This window comes from Ruegeria sp. BF7, assembly GCF_056538605.1.
This window is the reverse complement of the sequence record NZ_JBQFTM010000007.1, coordinates 83,309-103,891: the sequence shown is the minus strand read 5'-3', so window position 1 is coordinate 103,891 and position 20,583 is coordinate 83,309. Positions and strand designations below refer to the sequence as shown.

The window sequence follows — 20,583 nt, the reverse complement described above, 5'->3', positions numbered from 1 at the left end:
CCTCAGTGCTTAGGTTACGACCGTGCTGTTCGGCCCAGACAGCGGCCCTGCGCTGCCAGATGCGTTAATAGGTTCGGCCCAATAGTAATAAGTGCCTGCCGTCAGACCTTCGTCTGCGAAAGTTGCGCTTGTGTTCTCCGGGCCAAACAGCGTCCCAATGACCTGCGCGGTGCCGAAGTCGTTGCTGGTGTTGCGGTATAGTCTTGCGCCGAAATAGGCCGGATCGTCCGGTGCCGAGATTGTGACCTCAGCGCCGCCGACATCGCCGACCGCGTCCAGGCTCAACAATGCGGCTGGCACGGTCGGATCGACGGTCACGGTCGCAGAAGTCGTAATAACCGGGGTCCATTCCGAGCTACCGACGCCCTGCTTGGTGTTCCTCACCTGCAGTTGGTACGTTGAACCAGAAGCCAAGCCAGTAATGAGGCCCGACGGGAAACCTGCAGTCCCTTTTAAAGCGGTGAAGTTCTGCGTTCCCGACAAACGGTATCGGATTTCCGGCGTGTAGGCGTCATCCTGCCCGTCCCACACGACACGCAAAGATGAGGCACTTTCTGCACCCACTTTCACAGACGCGGGCTCTGGAACAGAACCATCATTCTGAACGTCGCTGAACTCTGGCCGCGCGGGTTCTTCGGTCGCAGCCGTAAAGTCGAAGTCGGCCTTTTTGACCGAGTTGGCCTGAAGCGAGAAAGTTCCAACACCTTCCCGCGCCAATTCGCCAATCTCGAAAACTTCATCAACACCCATTTCCTCATGGATCACCCGAAAGAAACGGTGCGCTGACCCATTTTCACCGCCGCCCAGCAATTCATAGCCCTTGAGGCCCATAGTGCCCCGCAACTGAAAATCGGCACGCTTCGTTCGCGCCAGACGTTTGTTGATGCGGGACGCCTGATTGTGATTGGTGCACATGAACAGTTGCGGCTCATCCCGCTTGGGAATTGCAACATCGTTTTCAACCCAAACCCCGCTTGGCGTTTCCCGCCACTTGTTGTCTGGCTCAACGTATTGGGCGGCGACTTCGTCAGGTGAATCCGCCCCCCAGCGCCCTTCAGTCAACTCAAAGGAATAGAAATCGTCAGCCGTCAGGGTCAGTGTTGGCTCGATCCAACGCCCCACCTTGAAACCGATTTTCCCGTCTGTGCGTTCGTAAACGAAAGCATCACACGCCACTGCAAGTTGGGCGCGCTGTTGTTCGAATTCCTGTTCAGAAGAAATCGAGCCATTCAATGTCCATCGCTTCTGGTTCTCGCCTTGGGCATTGGTAACCCATTCACCCGAAGCATCCGCTTCAACGGCCACCTCATCCCAATCCACCGAGCCGCCCAGATAGTCGGTAAACCAATCCGCAAGGATTAGCGCGGCGTTATCAGTGTATTTGCGCGTCTGATCGCGCGGATCGTAAATGTCTTTCTTTCCGCGAATGACTGCAGAAAAGGTCCACTGCTTGCCGTTCGGGTAAATTCTGGTGAAATCCTCATCAGGCGGGCGCTTGGCCCAAACGGCAGCACCGGCCAGCCCCTTGAAGTTATGGGCGCTGGTAATCTCGGGGAAATTGTAACTAAGCCCCGGATCAGCCACTTGACCCGGTGCCCCGGTGAACGGGTTGATCCGACCATAGCCCTTAATCGGGCCGACCGTTACGTTGCTATCGCCCTGATAGGTGGAAGAATTCAGCCAAACTTGCCGCTCATCCAGCCAAAGTTCGTCAAAAGCCTCAATCTCATGGGCCGCCAAGATGGGCACATAAAAGCGCCGGGCAACCTTGAAACCCGTAAAGCCCAAAGGCCCGCCTTTCCTGAACCGCCCATAACACGTCTCCGCGTAGGAAATCGGCTGGGCAAAGTTCGCAATGCGCGCCGATGGGGATGATTGCCCGCCACCTGCTGCCCTGCTCTGCAGCTTCTGGGCCAACTTTGACAATCCAACCGCCACAACAGTTTTGACGAGCACACCGCCAATCAGAGTTGCGCCGAACGTCGCACCAGCCGCAAACCCCGCACTGATGCCGATAGCGGCTGCGGCTGAAGCCGAAACACCTATAGCGCCTGCAATGAATCCGACCACTGGCGCAGCTTCTGCAGGTTTAGGCGTCAGGAACGTTGTGCCCATCAGGGCAGCGACCATTAGTTTATTCCTCATAGCCGACACCCCAAACAGCCATGACCTCGACCACTGCGCGCGGATGCACCGTTGTCGTGCCGGTCGGCCCCTTGCAACCCCAGGCTGACCCAAGCCAGATTGCGCCACACGGCGAGATCCGCCCGTCCGGTTCCGCGATCCTGATGACCGCGATATCCCCCCGCCGAGGCTGGTTTACCCGGTGAATTCCATGCGGGTTCAAAATGCGGTCAACGGTTCCGCATGGGTTACGCAGAAACCCGGTTTCCTTCTGGCAGGTGCCCCGGCTGTCATAGGTGCCCCGGATATCCGCAACCGGATCAACGCCCCGCACGCGATGAACCCAATCCGCGCAGACCATCATGCAATCCGTCTCACCCCAGATGAATGGCAGGGCCTTCCATCTGTGAAGCTCTTGATAAAGAGGCGTCATTTTACTTTTGAATTCCTTGAACCAGCGCCGCTATTAGATCGGCGGCCAGATTGAAGTGAAATGCATCGTCATGCCTGTTTTCGTCCGACGCCTCGACGGCACGCTTTCTTAGACGGTCAGCCAATGCGATAGGGTCTATGTCCGACTTCATTTTCATCCGAACAACTTTTCTTCTTCGTAGTTGGTTGTAGGCATGTGATCGAGACTAGGATTTGCCTCCCCGATCAGCTTGGCGTGCCCCTCTGTATTCAGGATCACTCGCCGCGCAGCGCGGCGGTTCTCGGACCACGCCTCAAACGTCACACCGATCGATCTATCCTGCGCACCGTCCGCGTTAAAAACCAGCGTGCGCATTGTGCGCTGCAGCCATTGGATAGGTGCGTAAACAGGCGCGTAGAACTCAGACATGGAATTAAGAGGCTGCACCAGAAACCTGATGGTCCGCCCGTTCAAATATTCCAGACCCAACGCCCGCACCTGGCCTATCAGATCAGAGGCGTCCGGGTCCTGAAAAAACGCCATTCGGGCGCTGCCTTCAGGTGCGTTTCCGTCTATTGCAGCGCCCAGACCACCAACCCCAAGCAACTGCGACCCGACCCATTGATTGCCGTTCACATCGGTGAACAGACCCTCTGTGCCAATGATGAAGCGTTCCGGGCCGTCCGGCGTATCGATTTCACACAGATCCAACAACCCGACATTTGGATCATTCGGGTTGAAGCCGTCAGGAAAAAAGCTCATCGGGTGAGAACCTCGCGCAGTGTGATGCTTGGTCGGCCAACTCGATCCGCGCCATAGATCGCGTGCCCCTTGCCCACCTCTACAAGCTCAAATCGACCCCTTCCCTGATGGTTGATCACGCCCCCGGCCTCGATCCCGGAACGCAGCGGCATCTGAATGCCGAGGTCATAAACATCACCAGCAACCTGAGAGACCCAAGTCACACGAAACGGCCAATCGTTGTGGCTCATGATTTGGCCAACCCTCGGCACGATACCCGCGCCGGACGCGTCAACGCGAACAGTCGTCGCCCCTGCACTGGCGGCGACATGGGCAACGCAAAAGGGATCATATGCGTACCCCTTACCAGTGCTGAAAAACGCATCGGTAGAATGCGGAATACCACTCTGGAATTGGTCAGATGCTTCAAATCCAGCCGGATCAAACATCTCAACAACATATATTCCCAAACGACCTTGCGCCTGCGCCCGGATTGCGTGCCACTGAGAGATTGCAGCAGCGTCCAGAAACACATTCACAGTACCAATCCAGCGGGGAAAGGCGTTGTGCACAACCTGCGTTGAACCCGAGTTTCGTTCGCCGGAATCCTGACCGCGCCAGTCAATGTCCCAATCGCATTTCAAATGCTTCAGAAAACCGGCAGGAAAGGTGACAATTTCACGTTTCATCTTAGCCATCCCGCGCCAAGTGATCATTCAGCGTGCCGCCGAAATTGCTCTGAACTGCATTCATTCCAGCCGCAGTAACGCCCGCTGCAACCCGACCGCTGACACGCTCAATAAGAGGCACAACGTTTCCGTCTTCATCCACGCCGACTCTGACCTCAACAAATCCACCGCTGGACGGCATATCCTGCCCCGGCTTTGTGATGGTCACGTTCTCATTCGGAGTCGCGCGAAAGGCGACAACTTGACTATCAATTCCACCGGCCCCGCCAACATTGAACGATCCACCATTTGCGAACCCGATCAGACCGCCGAAGAGGCTTGAGAAGAAATCGTCACCGCCCCCGAAAGCTCCCGACGCGATAGATGCCAGCCCTGATACAGCCTGATCACCGAAGTAATTTGCCAGATTACTGAACACAGACGATGCCACGTCACCCAGCGTCTGCGTGCGATTGACAAGACCGGCAAGTGTTGATCCCAGATCACCAAAAGCAGTCTTCGCCGCATCGCCCGCAGTCTTGAAGCCCTTCGCAAGTTCTGCGGTAGATCCGACCATACCATCCACAGAGGCCGCGTTGACCAACCGCCCTGTTGCCGCTGCAACGTCGGCTTCACCTGCAGAAATGCCAAGCGCCAGACCGCCAGCAATAAACCCACCAATCGCCATGAACACACGCGAAGGCGAGTGAATTCCCAAAGGCTTCCTGATCCATTCTGGAAGCTGCATGGCCAATTCATGGATGTAAGCTTTTATGTCGGCCCACTTTTCTTCGATACCGCGCTTCAGGCCGTTGATAATCTCATGGCCAATGTTCACCGCTGCTGCAACGATGCTTTCCAACAGATCAGACATCGCCTGCAGCAACCCATTTCCGAACTCGGTCACGACCGCCACACCGCGGCTAAGTGCTGTTGACAGGTCACCCACCAGCGCTTCCAGAATGCCAACAGCCATTGTTCCGAAGTTCTTCAGGATTTCAGACGCGCCATCCAGCGCCCCGCGAAAGTCACCGCTTAGCAGCGATTCCACGATACCAAGCAGCAGGCGAATGTGTTGCCCGATCCCCTCAAAGGCCACGCCCGCAACTTCAAGAATGACACCAAAGGCCACCTTCAGTCCTTCGATTGCCGCTTCTATCGCCCCGGTGATCGCCGGGAACTCATCTTTAAGCTGCCCCCAATTCTGGTAGATCGCCACGCCTGCGGCAGTGATGCCGGCCACCAGCAGCCCAAGCGGGGAAACGATAGCCAGAATAACCCCAGCCATCGGGGCCAAGGCTGTCATCATCAAACCCAGCCCCGCAACAACCGGCCCGATTGCAGCCGCCAGAGCGCCACCCACCACGATGAATTTTTGCGTTTGCGGTGACAGGTTCTGAAATTGCTCCGCCAAGCCCTTCACGTAATCCGCGAAATCCGCAAGGATCGGCAGAATGATGGCCCCGACGCGCTCGGTTGCATCGCCAATGGCATTCCAAGCCTGCGTAATCCGGCCACTATCAGTATTTGCCAGCGCCTCAGCCTGCCCGGAATACTGCTTTTCCAACTCGTCCAGGATCATCGCCTGCGCCGCCGCGATGTCTCCGGCCTCAGCCATGGCTTTGATCTGCTTTTTCTGCTGTTCCGTGAACGAAACCCCGACACGGCTCAGCGCCGTTAGTCCCTTCACCGGATCATTCAGTGCCTTGCCCAACATGACCGCCGAAGACTGCAGGTCCTGACCCAACCGCGCCGACAGATCCACCGCGTTTTGCTGCGCGCGTGCGAACACATCGCCCTGCACGTTCCCGAAGGTCAGCAGGTTGGCCGTTACACGGGACAAGACCTCTTCATCACCATACAGCGATTTGTCCTGAATCTGTGACGCCATGTCCTGCAATTGCGACAGGGTGTAACCTGCCCCATCGCCCATGCTTTCCAATGCTGCGGTAACAGAAGCGATTGCCCGCTCCTGTTCTTTTTGCGCCGCGACCGATTTATAGGCCAACCCGACCAAAGGCGCGGTCAGAGACGCAGACATAAGCTTACCCGTGCGCTGCATCTGTTTGCCGGTGTGCTGCATCGACTTGCGGAACGCTTCTGTGCGCTTCTGGGCGGCAGTTGCGCCCTTTTCGAATGCCGCGCTGTCCATACCCAAAACAACGCGCAGCGCGCCGATTACGGCGTTCCCGATACCCATGGCCTAGACAACCTCTCCGCCAAACGCCGCGTTCAGAACCTGAGCCACAGCCTTTTGCTCTTCCCAAGTTTGCCGACGCACTTTGCGCCTGCGTTTGGTTGAACTGATCTTGTTGAACTCGGGAAATTTCTTGGGCTTGTGGTAAGCCGTCATCATGAGTTTGGCTGTCAGCCAGGCATTGGTTTCCGAGAACAGCAGCTCCCGTTCAATGCGCTTTGCCGCGCCCCGCATGATGACAGAGATTTCCCGAAGGGTTAGATACCAGAATTGGGCCGGGTCCTGCCCGGCCTCAACCCAGCTTTCCAGCAGGGACGTCCAGTCTAGGACGCCCCCGCCGCGTTTCCCTCAGCCGCAGCCCCGTCACCATCATCAGCCTGCGGAAAGGCTGCGCCAACAGCCTCACCGACCATTTCCATGGCCTTATCCAAACCACCCATATCATGGATCAGCCAACCGGCCTTTTGAACAGACGTGTTAGGATGGTGTTCCTGCAGGCCAGCCCAGAACAGCAGCCGGACATCACTGAGGGGCAGATCGCCATCCTTGGCCTTCTGATCCAGCCCGTTGATGAACTTCATCGCACTGGACCCACAAGCCGACTCCAACTCGCACAGCGCGTTAGTGGTGAAATGCAGGGTGTACTTTTCTTCCCCTACGGTGAAATCGATTTTACCCTTGATTTTGTTGCTCATGATCACGTCGCCGCAAATGTGGGTTTGCCGGTGATCTTGAACGTGGCCGACGTGGTGATCTTGTCATCCAGCGGGTCAGAGGTTTCCAGACCAGTGATAAGGGCGTTGAACGTCCAATTAGAACCATCAGGGAATTGGATCGTGTACGCCTGCGGATCAGCCTCATCGAAATCCGCAACCATAGCCTGATAGGCCGCGCTTGACGGTTTTGACTGGATTTCAACAGTGACTTCGCCGCCATCCTTCAGCGCGCCAATGAATTCGCGCCAGCCATCGGGTGACTTCATATGCGTGGCGTCAACAACGTCACGGCTCAACGATGGCGCGCCAATGCTCGTCACCTCACCGACAGTTGCAGCCCCGCGCAGAAAATCGGACCCAAAGCCGATTTGAGCGTCTGACATTCTCAGGTCTCCTTGTTCCAGCTAATTTCAAGATCAACACTGATGCGGAATAGCTGGCGTTCCTCACCTGTTGTTTTGTCGGTCAGGTCTCTTTCCCCACCGATAAAGATTCCTTGGAAGTTCACGCCGCTCAGCGCGCCCCTATAGCCCGACAGAAAGTCGGTCAGCACCCGCTGCACGGCCTCAGCATCCGCATAGGTTTCTGCCCATATGTCAGCCTGCACGCGCGTGGACCGTAGCGCGGACTGGCCTTTCATGTGGTAGGATCGCGGGTCAGAAATGACTTGCAGGTTCACATAGGGGAAACCCGCAACGCTGCGCGGCTTGCGCATCCAATGAACGCGGTCGGCCACGACCGCCTGCAGGGGCGCGTGCCCCAACAGCAGCGCCATCAATGCCTCTTCCATCACCGGGCCTTTCTGGCCAACCGCTTCTTGTAGCGAGCCACTGTTTTCTCAATTTCCGCCCACGCATATTCCTTGATCGACTCAAGGACCTTGAGCTTTAGCGCATCCCATGCCGGGCGCAGGTGCGGCTGTGCATCTTGGTGTTCGTTTCCGAACTCGGTCTGCACTGCTGCCGGATCATCCGCGCCCGCGTAAACCTCGACCTCGCTTTCCTTCTTGGAAAGCTTGCGCTGGCGCTTGTTCAATTTGGTGCCGACGCCATAGCTGGCCTTCAGTCCACCCTCACGTTCCGGGGCATTGTCGCGGCCCGCCTCAGCGACGGGCAGCAACGCCTTTTTCAAGAACCGCCGCACGGCCCCCTTGGCAGTTGCCTTGGGCAAGTCCATCAACGCGCGCTCTAGCTCTTTGAAGCCTTCAACCTTAAACTTGGTTTTCACGGCTCAGCACTCCGGTGATTTCGATCTGAGCGTGCAATTCACCGGGAACCTCTTTCACCCCGTCGATATCCCAGACTTCACCCGAAACCAGCTTGCCCTGCGCATCCCAGGCACCCGACAGCACCAAACGGTGCGCAGGCGTCAGGGCGCGCGTCATGGCCGTACTGCGCACGGTAAAGCGCGCGGACAAAGCAGCCATTTCCTGCCCGGCACTCAGCTTTTCCAGATCCTTGATATCCACGCGCTTGGCGTAGGTCTCACCGACACGCACCCAGCCCGAAACAGGTTCATTGAACCCATTACGCAGATCATCGGTTTCGCGTTCAAAGCCGACTCGTCGATTGTATTCCTGACTGCCGAGACCCATGATCAGGCCCCGAATCGGCGATACCGCCCAACCAGACGCTCAACACCCAACTGGATTTCCCGTGGCACGCTACCCGCCGCAGTGGCCTCACGGTTGTTGAAGAAATGCCCAACCAGCAAACGCGCCGCCGCCTTGATGTCATCCGGGACAGACGCCACATCGGCGAAACCAGACGTAAACCGCAGATCCACGGAATCTGACCGATCCGCCACCGCTGGCCATGCCTTACCGGGCAACAACGCCACAACCGCATCCCGGCCCGACCGGGTCAAAATGTAGTCCGTAGCCGAAACAGTCCCATTAGCCCCATCTTGAGCGATGAAACGGATCTCATTAACGGCAGTCACCCGACCGAATGGCAGACGCAGCACAGCAGGCGCAAACGCCTTTGCCTTGGATGACCATTGCTGGCTGATCAAGGGAAAACCCAACCCGCCAAAGCCATCTTCATCCACATCCAGATACGTGGTCGCGGCAGCAATGGCGCGATCAACTTCAGCGTCAAAGTCATCTTCCAGCAAGCGCAAATGCGCCTTCGCGTCATCCCGATCAATCAGGTTGACGTTGCCGCCAGAAATCCGTTCCAACCACATGGCGCGAGCCTCAGTTCAGTTTCAGTTCAGGTTCTTTTGAACCCCCTTCACCATTCTCCGACGGCTCCAGCGCTTCGGGGAACATTTCAATCAGGGCGATGACCTCGGCCAGCAACGCCTGCGCCTCATCGCCCAGCACATTGCCGCTATCAGGCTCCGGCTCGATCAGTTCACGAACCTTCACAGCCTGCGCCTGCGCTGCTGCAAGCTGCAGGCTTACTTCCTGCAGTTGGCCTTCAAGTTCCCCGCACCGGGCCAGCGCTTCGCGCGCCGCAGCCTCGCGGTCTTTCAGGACGTCACCGATGCCCGGATCTTCATCCGACAGGACGCAATATCCCTCTTTTTTCCACGCTTCGAAAATTTCAGGCGCAAGCCAGATATTGTCTTTAGGCTTCAGGCTATACCGGCCACCTTCAACGCCGGTGATCATCTTCACGAATTTGCCCTCAACAACGAAGCCGTCTTTTGCCAACGCCTTGAATTCATCTTCCGGCAAATCGATCCGCTGCCCCTTCGCCAGCGTTTTGACAGCTTCGTCACCTTCACCCTCAAAAGCATCGCGCAGCGCAAATGCCACGATGATCTTGCCCGCATCCGCAACGGATGCTGCTTTCTTTTTCGCCGCCATTGTCAGCGCCCTTTCTCTTAGATGAAAACTGCCGCCCGATCAGGCGGGCGGCAGGATGTCATGTTAGCCCCGATCAGGAAGCCGCTTGGCGCAGACGCTTGTAGGCTTTGCCGTTTGCAGCGATGCGCTTGCCATCGGTGCGCAGCATAGCCATGAAGCCAACCTGACCGCGTTTCGCATAGGCCGAGTCAGTGAACCGGAACAGCGTCACATCCATCACGTCGCGGACCATGTACTTGGACAGGTCACCAAACAGCATGGAATCCACGCCCGCCGCAGGTTCTTCCATGTCTTGGTTGATGGTGTAGCCGTATCCATTGATTTCCGCAGGCGCGGACCCGCTGACGCCGGGAACCCAGATCGGACGGCCATCCAGATCCTTGATCTTCTTCGCGGACTTCAGAACGGTATCGTGGAACATCCATTCTGCATTCTGGCGGTAGATCGGATCGACCGAGTGTTCCAGTTCGGTGAAATCATCCCACGCGAAGCTATCAACAAGGCCCGTCGCAGTGGTGTGACCCAGATCAGCACCCCCCACAATCCCGGTCGGCTTACCCGTGCCGTCACCCACCGTATACGCCTTGTTCGTCGTGCGATACAGGCGCGTGGCCAGCATACGACCAATACGCTGCTCAAGGTTGCTGATACCAGCATCCTGCAGCAGCGCCAAAGGCACAGCGACCACACGAGACGAAGCCAGGTGCGCGCCAATCATGGTGGTGCCAAAGGTGATATCGCCGTCAGTCGCTGGTCCGTTTTCGGCAAGCCATTCACCTTCTTCCGCCGTCTCATCGACCGTCGGCCACTGCATGGCCTCGCCGCCCGTGGTCGACTCGATGGTCGCAACAGAACGGACACCACCAAAGGACGCCATGGCTTCCAGCAGGACACCGCTAAACGTCGTCGGGACCAGATAGCCACCCTCACTGTCAACGCCAGTGGATTGCGCATTCTGAACCTGCCGGGCGTATTCAGCCATAACATTTTCCGGCAGACGGTTTACCGCCGCTTCGCCACCACGCACGTAAGCATCAAAAACCTGCGCGCGAACTTCGTCACCCGGACGCTGTTGCACCTGATTACCATTACTCGGGGCCGGGGTGTCCGGGTCATCGGCTTCGGACTGCAGGCGCGCTTCAAGGTCAAGCTGCTGCTGCTCGGCTCTGATCTTTGCATCGATCCGTTCGATGTCAGCATAGATTTCGTCATTCACTTTCGGATCGAAAGCGCCGGTGTTTTCGTCCAGATTGTTCCGCGCTTTTTTCGCCAGCGCGTCACGCTGCTTGCGCAGCTCGGCAATGGTCTTGGGCATTTTCCCATTCTCCATAAAAAAACCCGGCCAAGGCCGGGCGGGTTTCAGTTGGTTGCGGACGCGCCGCAGGTCAGGGCGCAGTGCGCTCGAAGTATTCGAGCTTGCGCATCTGCTCGGCGCGAAGCGCCGCCGCAGCTTTTTCGCCATCATCCGACGCGGGGGCCGGTGGCGTTTTCTTCGGGGCATTTTTGTAGATGCTCAGATCAAAGCGATTGTTGGCCCCGTCCTTCTTGTCATAGACGCGGTCCACCAAGCCCAACTCCAAGGCTTCATCCGCTTCAAACCACGTTTCTTCGTTCATCAGTTCGATGAAGTCCGTATCAGGCTTTCCTGTTTTGTCGGCATAGTCGCGGCGAATTCCACCATCGATCTTCGCCAGCAGATCCGCACCCTTCTGGTGTTCGCGGGTATCCCCCATGGTCCAGCCCCAGGCATTGTGAATCATGATCTGCGCGCCCTGCGCTATTTCGATCTCATCACCAGCCATCATCAGATAGGACGCCGCCGACGCTGCAACACCATCGATATGCACGACCACCCGCGCCGAATGCTGCTCAAGCGCGGTTTTCATCGCGCGGGCCATGAAGACGTCACCACCGGGGCAATCAAGGCGCAGGTGAATAACATCCGCCTCGATCCCGTTCAGTTCGGTGCGAAATTCAGCAGACGTGACACCCCAATAGCCGATGGCGTCATAAAGCATAACCTCAACTTCGCTGCCAGCATCATCCATGGCGCGAACCTGAAGGCCCACACGTTTCTTGTCATTGGCCTGCAGCGCACGGGCCAGAATTTCTTTAAACTTCATGTCTCATCCCTTTGCGATGGCTGAAATTGTGGCGCGGGCGGTTGCGCGCCGCCGTCTTCACCGGAGTCGCCCGCATCGGACCCCGACTTGATGACCGGACGGAACAACTTTTCGGCGTCCGGGTCATCCAGCTTTGGCAAACCTTCAAGTTCGCGGACCTCATTCACCGTCATCCACCCCGGATGTTGAGTACCGCCAACGGCAATTTTGTGCGCGTCATAGCGCGCAGCCAGATCGGCGCGCAGCAACGTGTCCAGATTGAACTTGATCGCCATGCCCGCCAGTCTCTCATCCCGCGTCAGCAGCTTGCGCGTCAGTTCGGTTTCAAACCGCTTCACGTGGCGGCGCAAACCCAGAATGTAGAACTGCGTTGTTTGGGCGTTGATACCTGTTCCCCAACTGGTGGACTTGTCGGTTTCACCGATCAGATGCGGTGGAATGCCAAAGGCCCGCGCCAGATCCAGCACCTGAAACGACCGCGACTGAAACAACTGCGCCGTTTCCGGGTCCGTCATCAGCGACACGAACTTGCCACCCTCAGCCAGCACAGCAGGCAAGTGCGCATTCTGCACACCGGAAATCTTGCGCTGCCAGTATTGCCGGACCTCATCTGCAATCTGCTCGCTCACCTTGCCGTCGTAGGTGATGTATCCACTAGGCGCGCCGCCCTGTTCATAGAACTTCTGTGCATACACGTCCGCATCCAGTCCAATGCCAATAGACCGGGCCAGCACCTTCAGCGGTGAAAGCGCCTCATGGCCGCGCATGGTTGGAGATCCCCGGAAATGCAGGACGTCACCCTGATCCTTGCCGAACGTGTCGCCGTTTTCTGTGATGCTATAAGCCAACCGCCCTCTGCGCTCGAAAGGCTTAACCGTCGCATCCAACAGCGGTCTGATACTCACGGCATCGCCGCGCCCGTTTCTGTGGATCTCGGCATATCCATTGCCATCCAGAAAGGACAATCCGCCGACACTCTCAAAGAACACTTCAGGCGAATACATCGCGTGCGGCTCATGGTTCACCATCCAGTGAACACCATGATCACCCTGCTCAACCTTACCACCCTTTTCACCGCGCCCCATGACGCGCACGGGCAGCGTGCCAATGGTTCCCGACAGCAGAGAAATACACGCGAACACTGCAGACAGCTTCATCGCGGAATCGCGCGAAACAGAATTGCCCTGCAGGAACCCGAAGTATTCCTGCCATTCCTCAGCGCTGGCCGATGACTGCAGGTTCACCGGCAGGCGCGCGGGTTCGGATGGCGCAGCAACAACTGGCTCAGCGCGCGGCGCTTCAGTTGCCTTTGCCTGTGTCCCTCTCAGCCATTCAAACATTGACAAATCCTTGCGTCACTTCGCCCTTAGTTTCCTCTTCGACAACCTGACTCAGTGGCCACAGCGCGTTGATCAGCGCCGCGATCCCGTCGATCTTGTCTTCAGGTGCCAGCTTGGCCGGATAGATGAAATCGCCACCCTGAACCTGCTTCAGCAGCGTGTTGCCCGCCATCCATGTCAGAACCGGATTGCCATCATTGACAACGCGGTGATCATCGACCGCCGCGATCAGCTTATTGAACGGCTCATTCAGGTTCGAAGCCCTTGGCCGAAGCTCGACCGCGTCGATGCCCGCCGCTTCCCATGCCGCCGCCATCTGCGCCGCGAACATCGGGTCATAAATTACCATTTCGACATCTAAGGCCGGAATGTCCGCCCAACCCCACGAACCATCACCGACACCCGCAAGCTGCATGACAAGCGCTTCCACAATGCGCAGATCCAGTTCCGCGCCCGGTGTCGTGAAAATGTAGTCCTCTTTGGTCCAGCCCCACAGGTGTTCATTGCCCGCCGCCTCGACCACCTTTTCAGGCAGGAAATGCCAACTGAACACCCGGAACAACTTGTCATCCGGCACAACCGCCGTAACGCTGGCCGGGTCATTCCGAGTCGCCAGATCGACGCCGATGTAAGCCTTGCGCCCGGTGTAATCTTCCAACCGCATTTCCGGTTCTTCAGCTTCACGCCACGCCGCCATGTCGATGGCCGATGCGCCAACACTGGTCCAAATGTCCAAGTGCTTGCGGAGAAATTCACCCATTGCAGCCGGGCTGGCAGACGCCTTGCGCCATTCATCCTGCATGTATTGCAGAGATTTGGCCGAATAAAGGGACGGGTTAGCCTTTGCCCAAGTCAGTTCGTCGCCGGGTTCGTCACCCTCATCCGCTTCGAAGATCAACCCGAAATAGCTGTCATCCTCATAGGTGCCGTCCAGAATCTTCTGCAGATATTTCCGCTGTTCGTAGCAAATACCTGCAGTGTTATAGCCCGCTGTGGTGATCGCAATCAGCAATGGCTGTTCGCGCGCACCCAAGGCACTGGCCATGGAATCCCAGACATCCCGCTTTTCGTGTTCGTGCAACTCATCGACAATTGCACAATGCGGGTTCTTACCATCCTTCGATTTGGTCTGGCTTGCGACCGGCTGAAACACCGCCGCCGGGTCCGCCGTCTTGATCTTGTGTTCCTCGACGTGCAGGCCCAACAGTTCATCCAGCGCCATGCCTTCAGCCCGCCCGGTCAGGGACATGACCCGCGCTGCGTCAAACACAATACGCGCCTGATGCGTAGATGCCGCCGCCGAATAAACCTTTGCACCTGGCTCACCGTCCGGCCCAAGAAAATACAAACCAACACCAGCCAGAAGCGTGGATTTCCCGTTCTTTCTGGGCACCTCGATATAAGCCGTGCGGAACCGGCGCAGGCCAGTGACGGTGTGCCGCCAACCGCCGATCTGGCTGATCAGAAACGCCTGCCAACCCAGCAAGCTGATCGTCTCGCCCCGTGCGGCCCATGCCCCTTCGATGTGGGGCAGAGCTTCCATAAACGCGCACATGTGTTCCGAAGCTTCCAAATCGAAGACATACGGAAATTGATCTGTCCCGGCCCGCTTCAGATCCTTGCGAAACCGTTTGCACGCCTGCTTGATCCGCTTGCAACTCGGGACCTTGTTCGAGAGAACATCTTCAACCCAATCCAGCGCCCGCAGTGTAATTGGAGTTTCCACCGATGTATCAAGCATTGATCACTTGCCGCGTTTCTTTGCCATCGGCCTGAACGGCATGACCTTGCCCGGCTTGTCCTCTTCTTTCGGCTGAGCATCCAGCAGATCCATGAAGGACGTTTGTGTTTTCATGCCGTTTTTGGCACGGGCATATGGCGTGGCCAGCAGTTCGCGTTCCAATATCAACAGCTTGTTTTCATGGAAGGCCCGGCTTTGCTCTTTCCCCGAAAGATAGTGGCTATCCGACGCCTGGAATTCTTCGGTGGCGATTTCAGCCGACAGCCGGTCAAAAGCAGCGCGGTGCGTTGCATACCGAATGACCTGACCAAAAACCGCTTCATCCAAGACGCGTTCACGGCGTAGAACTTCCAAAAGGCTTTCACCGTGCTTTGTCTCTGTATCTTCGAAGTGATCAGGCCAACCGCCCAGAAGGGTGACCAGCCGTTCCATGCTAGATGGTGTAGCGGTCATGAGACCCCCCCCCTAAAACTTACGTGCGCAAAAATCCAATTACCCACGCCGGTCCCGTGCCTGTGGGTTGGGAACTTTTGATCCCCCCCTACCGGCCCGACGTTCGATCCGTTGTTTCTTGATGTCGTGGCAGGACTTGCAGAGCGACTGCAGTTCACCGAACCAGAACAGCGAATAGTCATCCCGATGCGGAACCACGTGGTCAGCGATGGTTGCCAACTGCCGCGAATGCGGTGGACACATGCAACATAGCGGTTCCTTGGCAAGCTGGGTTAGACGCCGTCCACCCTCGCCCATCCACGCCTTGCGCTTGTACCATTTGCGAGATGGGCGATCCGCCCGCTTTGCATCCGCTGACCTGCCCCGGTCCCGCTTGTCCTGCACCGCGTGCGTTGGGCAGTAGACCGACCCAACATCAATCAGTCTGGAACAGCCCGGATGCGCGCAAGGCTTCTTAGGCACAGCGCAACCGAACCGACCAGACCACCGGGCTTTCCCCGATGCAGCGCATAGCCAACCTCATTGTGTGGAGTTACATCGAATCAAAAGCGCCCAACTGCAGGGCAGCGGGCGCAATACTTGATGATGCATATTTAGTAGGGTGCTGACGTACTAACGGTCAACATCTTTTTTCAACCAAAGGCGCACACCCTGCCCCGTTCATCCACAAACAGATGATCAGGCAACAACTCATCGCCGAACAAACCAACCTGTATAGATTTAGACTTCGGCCCCATCATCCTGTTGAGCGCCAACCGCAACGCCTCGGTCAATGCCTTGATGTGTTTGCCCTGCGCCGACTGACCCGACCGCACCCAACCATGCGCCCGCAACACATCACTGATGGTCATATCCTGCAGACAAACCGAGTCCACCAACCGCCGATCCATGATCGAAGCGCGCGACCCACGTTCAGACGGACGAATGCGCCGCACAACCATAGCCGACTTATCGCCAATGCGCCGCCGCAGCACTTCGATCTGCTGACGGTCCCACAACACCGCATCCATGAAGTCACCACCGCGCCCGCCGCTGGATTGCGACAGACTCTCCAATGACGAACACTTCACGCCCGCGTTCGCGTGCTTCTCAACCAGATCCCGATAGAACCGGCCCATTGCCACCTGCGCCGAATTGAAGGGCGATGGCTTCTTGTGCCGCGCTGCCTTCACCGCCATCAGATCAAAGCTATCTGCGCAACGCATCGTCTTGCGCCCTTCGAACCCGCCATGCTTGAACGCGAACCCACGCTCACCATCGGGATAGGACTCAAGCTGATGAAACGTCTGCACCGGGCCGCGCGCCGGGGCCTCGGGGATAGCCGGACCAACATCTGCAGGAACAAACCCCATTGCCTTGACCTCGGCCACGCGCCGCGCCTCAGCCTCAAACGCATCCGCGCGCCGTTCCACTCGATCCCAAACCGCCTCAACGCCTACCTTCATGCCTCTGCCCCTTCTGCCTTTGCCTTGATGATATCCAGGCACACGCGCCGGACATCCATGTATTGCTGCACCCACCGCAGATCAGACGGGCTTGCACAATCCGCATCCGCTTCACGCTGGATGCGTGCCCGCCGCCCCTTGTTCGCCTCAGCTTCTGACCTGATCTTTTCCATGGAATAGGTGTTGGGCGGCGCACCGAACGCTTTCAGATACCAGAACAGTTCAACCAGATAGCCACCCAACTTCGCAGCCTTGCCCGCCTCGGACTGCAGATAGGTGCGCACCAACCGGCTTTGACTGGCCGGTGGTATCTGCAACAGCCGCGCCCAATTCATGATCGAAGCTTCAGCAGGCCATGTGTTTTTCTGCGGCCCACTTGCATAGACCTCGACAACCTCAGCCAAGGCCCACAGCTTTTCTTCCACCATATAGGACAAGCGCGCTTCTAAGCTGGACAGAAACCGCTCATGATCTTCCAACTTCTGGCCGCGCCTGCGCACCAGCCCCTTACCAATCAAAGGATCGATCAGACACCGCCTGACCCGCGCCTTTCCGTCTCTCAGTTCCTGCCCTTCCATTGTCCCACCCCTTTCTAAGCAAATCCTGACTTATCCACAGGCAAGCCCGTCGCTTGCGTCACACCAGCGCCAATTTTCCATATAATTTCATGTCATTGTCCTTATCGATGGCGACATTAAGTTAGTGTCTGACAACGTCTGTTAGTGTCTGCGCGACACTGTGAGACGTTAGCTTTCAGGCTTTTCCGGGAACTTCCCGGTTTTGATTTCAGCGATGCAGGCTTGAACCGCGACATGCAGGTCTTCAGCCGTTCTGCGCTGACCACCACGCTGCGACACGCGATCATCTATGAACGCACTGATCCAGCGAACCTTGCGCGGATCCTCTGCTGTCTTAGGCGCTATCTGCGCGATGTCTTCAGTCAGCCGCTGCAGCTTGCGCGCCTGTGACGCTGCCTCGACGCGCGCGGCATGGTTTGCCCGAGACGCAAACGCAGTTTTGACGATACGCGTGACAACAGGATGCATTAGGCGGACCTCATCGCCACACCGGCACAGCCGCCAGCCGTGCAACGGCCCATATGCCAGCTTGCACAGGCTCTCAAAGTGATCGCGGTCAACAACCGGCTGGATCATCCGCGCCAGTCGCTTCATGTCGTTCGGCAAGGTGCCGACCGGCGTTTCGCCATGAGCCAGATTGACCAACTCGAACCACATGGACTTGCATTCATGACTGCCATTCCAGCGCATGTCAGAACTCAGCCACCGGCGAAATTCCCATTGAACAAACCCGTGCGAGTCCAGGCGCGCATCCGGGTCAATCGGGTAGTCATCCAGTCGGTCCAAATCGACCGGCGCAACGGCCTGCAAGGATGGCGTCAGGGCGTTCACGTGGCACCCCCAAACGCCGCACCGGCACCATCCAACGCCGCATTGGCCAGACGGGCAACGCTGGCGATTGCTTCGCGCGCCTCTTCCAAGGTCTCCGCAGAATAGGCCACCTCGACCGAGATAGCCGACAACGTACTGCGCAAGCGCGTCAGGGCACGATCCTGCGCGTCCACCTCTTCCGGGGTAAAGACGCGCGCGACGATGTGATCGAACTGATCGGGGCGAAAACCACCCCCCATGTCGCTCAGCATCAAGCCTTCCCTGAAATGCCAAACACCCCACTCACGATCCGGGAACTTGGCCCAATAGTGGGCACCTTCCACCAGATCGCAAACGGCGATTTCTGCGCCAAAGTTCATCTGATCACCCCGCTTGCTCTTGCCCGACGATCCGCCAGAAATGCGGATTGGACCTGCGTAAAGTGACGCCGTGCCGCCCGCGTCAGATCAATGACGCCCTCATCCTGCCGTTCATATTTCCCCATGCGCCAGATCAGCGCTGGCAGGGCCATGCGATGACCCCACTTGCGCAACTCGGCACGCCCTTTGCGCTCACACTCGGAACAGCAATAGATTTGCCAACTGCGGCTAGGCTCGAACACACGACCACATTCAGGCAGAAAGCAAATGCCTTGCTGCCAAGGCGAATGCACCGCCAATTCCTTGTGGGCGAACGACCGGAAATCCTCTGGTTCAGAATGCCGTGCCACGGCATTTGAGGAATGAGGTATCAGCACCGTCATAGCGCCAAAGCCCCCTGCTGTGGCCTCACAGGCGCGCTGGCCAAAGACCCAATCGGGCCGCGTTCGACCGCCTCAGCCACCCGCGCGCAGGCGACATGAAACCACTTCGGGTCTTTCTCGATGCCGATGGCCGCGCGGCCCGTCAGAGCAGCCGCTACGATGGTGGACCCGGCCCCCATGAACGGATCAATCACCAGATCGCCCGGATCGGTAGAATTGCCAATCCAATAAGACATCAGCGCAACAGGCTTTTCTGTGGCGTGCGCGCGCCGCTCATCGGCGGGAACGTCATCCGCCAAGTACAGATGAGACACGTCTTTTTGCGGACAGGTTATTTTGGCCTTCGACCCGCAGTCGTTTATGCGGCGTGCGCGCCCCTTGTAGAGAAACAGGGCAAACTCGCAGTTCGGCATATAGAACTTATTTGGCGTGGCTGTGATCTTGTCCCAAACCAAAAGGCGATGAAAGCCAAACCCCGTGTTTTCAAACGCAAAGCGCGCTTTCGATTCCTCTCGATCCGAAGTCATGATGACTGCGTTAGCATCGTCCGCCAATGCACCATGGATTAGCGGGGCCATATCGCCCCACTCGACCATATCGAACAACTCACCCGAGTTGTCATACGCGTCAGCACCGAGGATTCCGCCCAAGGTGCTTTTTCCGCCGCCTGCAGTCAGCCGATACGGCGGATCAGACATGCACATCTTTGCGCGCTCACTCAGAAGCGGCACCACTTCGCGCATATCGCCCAAGATCAGGCGACAATTGCCAATGGTGACTTCGCGCTGAATGCCCATCACGCCACCCCGCGCACGCAGGCCAAGTACGGCTGAACGCCTTCCCAAACGCAGTGCGGGTCTAACCCGGCATACTCGCAGACAATGGCGAAATCCTTGGTTCCGAACCAGTTCTGCGCCTGCTGGATTTCAAAGGCTCGATCCGCCGACCGGGGATGAAAGGCCAGTCTGTACATTTCCAGCAGCACACCTACCCAAAGGTTGCGACAAGCCCGCGCGCTGACAAATTGTTCCTCAATCTGGTTTTCATTCTGATCGTGAAAACTCATTTGGCCCCCTCGAAAGTCTCAGACACATTCATCAGGAAAACGCGGCGGCTCGAATTCAGCGCCGCGCGCACCTCGGCCCAAACGCCATTGCTTTCCGCCCAACCGGGCAGATCCGGCACAATGACCACGTGCGACATCCGCAGCAGCGGCGCGCACCAGTTTGTCCAGAAATCATCATCCAGCGGGTCAAGCTCTTGGCGGATGATATCTGCGTGAACCATCTCAACCGCCTGCACGATTGGAGAAACAGCCGTGACACCCGCCGCCGCCAAAGCCCGCGCACACCGCGCCGCCCGCACCGAGCATTCCACCGACGCCGACAAATCCCAATCGCCCCTGTCATCGACAGCAAGCTTGGAATAGGGCGTGGCCAGATAGCACAACCGCCCACGACACTCGGCAACGATTTCAGAAAACGACAAGCCGTAGCTGAACAACCCGGCCTTTGCCAGATCGTCAAAAGCCGTATGCGACCAACAGAGACCGGCAGGCAAATTCATGTCAGGCGATGCGATGTCAGACATATGCCAACCCCGGAAAAAAGACGCACGACCGAAGCCGCGCGCCAAGTTCAGGGAGGTAACCGTTCTT

General features: G+C 57.6%; 28 protein-coding genes. All 28 read right to left on the bottom strand.

Annotated features, from left to right (window positions below; translation table 11 throughout):
- Positions 1 to 9: 9 nt before the first annotated feature.
- Positions 10 to 2,145 carry a phage tail protein gene (locus ACR0IK_RS15515; RefSeq protein ID WP_480642140.1) on the bottom strand — a complete coding sequence of 712 codons (2,136 nt, stop codon included), beginning with the start codon at positions 2,143 to 2,145 and terminating at the stop codon, positions 10 to 12.
- On the bottom strand, positions 2,135 to 2,557 hold the full coding sequence (locus tag ACR0IK_RS15510; RefSeq protein WP_480642139.1) for a DUF6950 family protein: 423 nt from the start codon (positions 2,555 to 2,557) through the stop codon (positions 2,135 to 2,137). The genes ACR0IK_RS15515 and ACR0IK_RS15510 overlap by 11 nt, the downstream gene beginning before the upstream one ends.
- Position 2,558: 1 nt before the next feature.
- Positions 2,559 to 2,714, bottom strand: coding sequence for a hypothetical protein (locus ACR0IK_RS15505; RefSeq protein WP_480642138.1), 156 nt, complete (start codon positions 2,712 to 2,714; stop codon positions 2,559 to 2,561).
- Entirely contained in the window at positions 2,711 to 3,298 is a 588-nt protein-coding gene (locus ACR0IK_RS15500; protein WP_480642137.1) for a hypothetical protein, read from the bottom strand. Before ACR0IK_RS15500 ends, ACR0IK_RS15505 begins: the two co-directional genes overlap by 4 nt.
- On the bottom strand, positions 3,295 to 3,966 hold the full coding sequence (locus tag ACR0IK_RS15495) for a hypothetical protein (RefSeq protein WP_480642136.1): 672 nt from the start codon (positions 3,964 to 3,966) through the stop codon (positions 3,295 to 3,297). The genes ACR0IK_RS15500 and ACR0IK_RS15495 overlap by 4 nt, the downstream gene beginning before the upstream one ends.
- Position 3,967: 1 nt before the next feature.
- On the bottom strand, positions 3,968 to 6,145 hold the full coding sequence (locus ACR0IK_RS15490) for a phage tail length tape measure family protein (RefSeq protein ID WP_480642135.1): 2,178 nt from the start codon (positions 6,143 to 6,145) through the stop codon (positions 3,968 to 3,970).
- A 3-nt stretch (positions 6,146 to 6,148) separates the two neighbouring features.
- Positions 6,149 to 6,376 (bottom strand): hypothetical protein, encoded by a 228-nt coding sequence (locus ACR0IK_RS15485; RefSeq protein WP_480642134.1) that lies wholly within the window; start codon positions 6,374 to 6,376, stop codon positions 6,149 to 6,151.
- An 89-nt stretch (positions 6,377 to 6,465) separates the two neighbouring features.
- Entirely contained in the window at positions 6,466 to 6,837 is a 372-nt protein-coding gene (locus tag ACR0IK_RS15480) for a GTA-gp10 family protein (RefSeq protein WP_480642133.1), read from the bottom strand.
- 2 nt (positions 6,838 to 6,839) lie between these two features.
- Positions 6,840 to 7,241, bottom strand: coding sequence for a phage tail tube protein (locus ACR0IK_RS15475; protein WP_480642132.1), 402 nt, complete (start codon positions 7,239 to 7,241; stop codon positions 6,840 to 6,842).
- Positions 7,242 to 7,243: 2 nt separating this feature from the next.
- A complete protein-coding gene (gene gp17, locus ACR0IK_RS15470; protein WP_480642131.1) occupies positions 7,244 to 7,633 on the bottom strand; it encodes a tail completion protein gp17 in 390 nt (129 codons plus the stop codon).
- A gap of 14 nt (positions 7,634 to 7,647) precedes the next feature.
- On the bottom strand, positions 7,648 to 8,085 hold the full coding sequence (locus ACR0IK_RS15465) for an HK97-gp10 family putative phage morphogenesis protein (RefSeq protein ID WP_480642130.1): 438 nt from the start codon (positions 8,083 to 8,085) through the stop codon (positions 7,648 to 7,650).
- On the bottom strand, positions 8,069 to 8,452 hold the full coding sequence (locus ACR0IK_RS15460; RefSeq protein WP_480642129.1) for a phage head completion protein: 384 nt from the start codon (positions 8,450 to 8,452) through the stop codon (positions 8,069 to 8,071). Before ACR0IK_RS15460 ends, ACR0IK_RS15465 begins: the two co-directional genes overlap by 17 nt.
- A gap of 2 nt (positions 8,453 to 8,454) precedes the next feature.
- Positions 8,455 to 9,045 carry a head-tail connector protein gene (locus ACR0IK_RS15455; RefSeq protein WP_480642128.1) on the bottom strand — a complete coding sequence of 197 codons (591 nt, stop codon included), beginning with the start codon at positions 9,043 to 9,045 and terminating at the stop codon, positions 8,455 to 8,457.
- Positions 9,046 to 9,055: 10 nt separating this feature from the next.
- Positions 9,056 to 9,673 (bottom strand): hypothetical protein, encoded by a 618-nt coding sequence (locus ACR0IK_RS15450; protein WP_480642127.1) that lies wholly within the window; start codon positions 9,671 to 9,673, stop codon positions 9,056 to 9,058.
- Between the two features lie 73 nt (positions 9,674 to 9,746).
- Positions 9,747 to 10,988 carry a phage major capsid protein gene (locus ACR0IK_RS15445; protein ID WP_480642126.1) on the bottom strand — a complete coding sequence of 414 codons (1,242 nt, stop codon included), beginning with the start codon at positions 10,986 to 10,988 and terminating at the stop codon, positions 9,747 to 9,749.
- Positions 10,989 to 11,058: 70 nt separating this feature from the next.
- On the bottom strand, positions 11,059 to 11,796 hold the full coding sequence (locus ACR0IK_RS15440; protein ID WP_480642125.1) for a head maturation protease, ClpP-related: 738 nt from the start codon (positions 11,794 to 11,796) through the stop codon (positions 11,059 to 11,061).
- Complete coding sequence (locus tag ACR0IK_RS15435; RefSeq protein WP_480642124.1) at positions 11,793 to 13,136, bottom strand: phage portal protein; 1,344 nt, start codon at positions 13,134 to 13,136, stop codon at positions 11,793 to 11,795. The genes ACR0IK_RS15440 and ACR0IK_RS15435 overlap by 4 nt, the downstream gene beginning before the upstream one ends.
- Complete coding sequence (locus tag ACR0IK_RS15430; protein ID WP_480642123.1) at positions 13,129 to 14,877, bottom strand: terminase large subunit; 1,749 nt, start codon at positions 14,875 to 14,877, stop codon at positions 13,129 to 13,131. The genes ACR0IK_RS15435 and ACR0IK_RS15430 overlap by 8 nt, the downstream gene beginning before the upstream one ends.
- Before the next feature lie 3 nt (positions 14,878 to 14,880).
- Positions 14,881 to 15,330, bottom strand: a complete 450-nt coding sequence (locus tag ACR0IK_RS15425; protein WP_480642122.1) for a hypothetical protein — start codon at positions 15,328 to 15,330, stop codon at positions 14,881 to 14,883.
- Positions 15,331 to 15,369: 39 nt separating this feature from the next.
- A complete protein-coding gene (locus ACR0IK_RS15420) occupies positions 15,370 to 15,792 on the bottom strand; it encodes a hypothetical protein (RefSeq protein ID WP_480642121.1) in 423 nt (140 codons plus the stop codon).
- A 170-nt stretch (positions 15,793 to 15,962) separates the two neighbouring features.
- Positions 15,963 to 16,775: a hypothetical protein gene (locus ACR0IK_RS15415; protein ID WP_480642120.1), complete on the bottom strand. Its 813-nt coding sequence runs from the start codon at positions 16,773 to 16,775 to the stop codon at positions 15,963 to 15,965.
- Positions 16,772 to 17,353, bottom strand: coding sequence for a hypothetical protein (locus ACR0IK_RS15410; RefSeq protein WP_480642119.1), 582 nt, complete (start codon positions 17,351 to 17,353; stop codon positions 16,772 to 16,774). The genes ACR0IK_RS15415 and ACR0IK_RS15410 overlap by 4 nt, the downstream gene beginning before the upstream one ends.
- A gap of 168 nt (positions 17,354 to 17,521) precedes the next feature.
- Positions 17,522 to 18,184: a hypothetical protein gene (locus tag ACR0IK_RS15405; RefSeq protein ID WP_480642118.1), complete on the bottom strand. Its 663-nt coding sequence runs from the start codon at positions 18,182 to 18,184 to the stop codon at positions 17,522 to 17,524.
- Positions 18,181 to 18,543, bottom strand: a complete 363-nt coding sequence (locus tag ACR0IK_RS15400; RefSeq protein WP_480642117.1) for a hypothetical protein — start codon at positions 18,541 to 18,543, stop codon at positions 18,181 to 18,183. Before ACR0IK_RS15400 ends, ACR0IK_RS15405 begins: the two co-directional genes overlap by 4 nt.
- The gene (locus ACR0IK_RS15395) at positions 18,540 to 18,926 is read right to left on the bottom strand and encodes a hypothetical protein (RefSeq protein ID WP_480642116.1); all 387 of its coding nucleotides are present in this window, start codon (positions 18,924 to 18,926) and stop codon (positions 18,540 to 18,542) included. The genes ACR0IK_RS15400 and ACR0IK_RS15395 overlap by 4 nt, the downstream gene beginning before the upstream one ends.
- Positions 18,923 to 19,723, bottom strand: a complete 801-nt coding sequence (locus ACR0IK_RS15390; RefSeq protein WP_480642115.1) for a DNA-methyltransferase — start codon at positions 19,721 to 19,723, stop codon at positions 18,923 to 18,925. Before ACR0IK_RS15390 ends, ACR0IK_RS15395 begins: the two co-directional genes overlap by 4 nt.
- On the bottom strand, positions 19,723 to 19,992 hold the full coding sequence (locus ACR0IK_RS15385; protein WP_480642114.1) for a hypothetical protein: 270 nt from the start codon (positions 19,990 to 19,992) through the stop codon (positions 19,723 to 19,725). Before ACR0IK_RS15385 ends, ACR0IK_RS15390 begins: the two co-directional genes overlap by 1 nt.
- Positions 19,989 to 20,516: a DUF1937 family protein gene (locus tag ACR0IK_RS15380; RefSeq protein ID WP_480642113.1), complete on the bottom strand. Its 528-nt coding sequence runs from the start codon at positions 20,514 to 20,516 to the stop codon at positions 19,989 to 19,991. The genes ACR0IK_RS15385 and ACR0IK_RS15380 overlap by 4 nt, the downstream gene beginning before the upstream one ends.
- Positions 20,517 to 20,583 lie beyond the last annotated feature (67 nt).

Bases quoted from the DNA above. Each gene is read 5' to 3' on its own strand.
- ACR0IK_RS15440 (WP_480642125.1), bottom strand. From the start codon at position 11,796: ATGAAGTTTAAAGAAATTCTGGCCCGTGCGCTGCAGGCCAATGACAAG.
- ACR0IK_RS15490 (WP_480642135.1), bottom strand. From the start codon at position 6,145: ATGGGTATCGGGAACGCCGTAATCGGCGCGCTGCGCGTTGTTTTGGGT.
- ACR0IK_RS15445 (WP_480642126.1), bottom strand. From the start codon at position 10,988: ATGCCCAAGACCATTGCCGAGCTGCGCAAGCAGCGTGACGCGCTGGCG.
- ACR0IK_RS15450 (WP_480642127.1), bottom strand. From the start codon at position 9,673: ATGGCGGCGAAAAAGAAAGCAGCATCCGTTGCGGATGCGGGCAAGATC.
- ACR0IK_RS15415 (WP_480642120.1), bottom strand. From the start codon at position 16,775: ATGAAGGTAGGCGTTGAGGCGGTTTGGGATCGAGTGGAACGGCGCGCG.
- ACR0IK_RS15515 (WP_480642140.1), bottom strand. From the start codon at position 2,145: ATGAGGAATAAACTAATGGTCGCTGCCCTGATGGGCACAACGTTCCTG.
- ACR0IK_RS15505 (WP_480642138.1), bottom strand. From the start codon at position 2,714: ATGAAAATGAAGTCGGACATAGACCCTATCGCATTGGCTGACCGTCTA.
- ACR0IK_RS15400 (WP_480642117.1), bottom strand. From the start codon at position 18,543: ATGAACTTTGGCGCAGAAATCGCCGTTTGCGATCTGGTGGAAGGTGCC.
- ACR0IK_RS15495 (WP_480642136.1), bottom strand. From the start codon at position 3,966: ATGAAACGTGAAATTGTCACCTTTCCTGCCGGTTTTCTGAAGCATTTG.
- ACR0IK_RS15455 (WP_480642128.1), bottom strand. From the start codon at position 9,045: ATGTGGTTGGAACGGATTTCTGGCGGCAACGTCAACCTGATTGATCGG.
- ACR0IK_RS15475 (WP_480642132.1), bottom strand. From the start codon at position 7,241: ATGTCAGACGCTCAAATCGGCTTTGGGTCCGATTTTCTGCGCGGGGCT.
- ACR0IK_RS15500 (WP_480642137.1), bottom strand. From the start codon at position 3,298: ATGAGCTTTTTTCCTGACGGCTTCAACCCGAATGATCCAAATGTCGGG.
- ACR0IK_RS15425 (WP_480642122.1), bottom strand. From the start codon at position 15,330: ATGACCGCTACACCATCTAGCATGGAACGGCTGGTCACCCTTCTGGGC.
- ACR0IK_RS15385 (WP_480642114.1), bottom strand. From the start codon at position 19,992: ATGAGTTTTCACGATCAGAATGAAAACCAGATTGAGGAACAATTTGTC.
- ACR0IK_RS15460 (WP_480642129.1), bottom strand. From the start codon at position 8,452: ATGGGTCTCGGCAGTCAGGAATACAATCGACGAGTCGGCTTTGAACGC.
- gp17 (WP_480642131.1), bottom strand. From the start codon at position 7,633: ATGGCGCTGCTGTTGGGGCACGCGCCCCTGCAGGCGGTCGTGGCCGAC.
- ACR0IK_RS15480 (WP_480642133.1), bottom strand. From the start codon at position 6,837: ATGAGCAACAAAATCAAGGGTAAAATCGATTTCACCGTAGGGGAAGAA.
- ACR0IK_RS15395 (WP_480642116.1), bottom strand. From the start codon at position 18,926: ATGACGGTGCTGATACCTCATTCCTCAAATGCCGTGGCACGGCATTCT.
- ACR0IK_RS15485 (WP_480642134.1), bottom strand. From the start codon at position 6,376: ATGCGGGGCGCGGCAAAGCGCATTGAACGGGAGCTGCTGTTCTCGGAA.
- ACR0IK_RS15430 (WP_480642123.1), bottom strand. From the start codon at position 14,877: ATGCTTGATACATCGGTGGAAACTCCAATTACACTGCGGGCGCTGGAT.
- ACR0IK_RS15435 (WP_480642124.1), bottom strand. From the start codon at position 13,136: ATGTTTGAATGGCTGAGAGGGACACAGGCAAAGGCAACTGAAGCGCCG.
- ACR0IK_RS15380 (WP_480642113.1), bottom strand. From the start codon at position 20,516: ATGTCTGACATCGCATCGCCTGACATGAATTTGCCTGCCGGTCTCTGT.
- ACR0IK_RS15390 (WP_480642115.1), bottom strand. From the start codon at position 19,723: ATGGGCATTCAGCGCGAAGTCACCATTGGCAATTGTCGCCTGATCTTG.
- ACR0IK_RS15510 (WP_480642139.1), bottom strand. From the start codon at position 2,557: ATGACGCCTCTTTATCAAGAGCTTCACAGATGGAAGGCCCTGCCATTC.
- ACR0IK_RS15410 (WP_480642119.1), bottom strand. From the start codon at position 17,353: ATGGAAGGGCAGGAACTGAGAGACGGAAAGGCGCGGGTCAGGCGGTGT.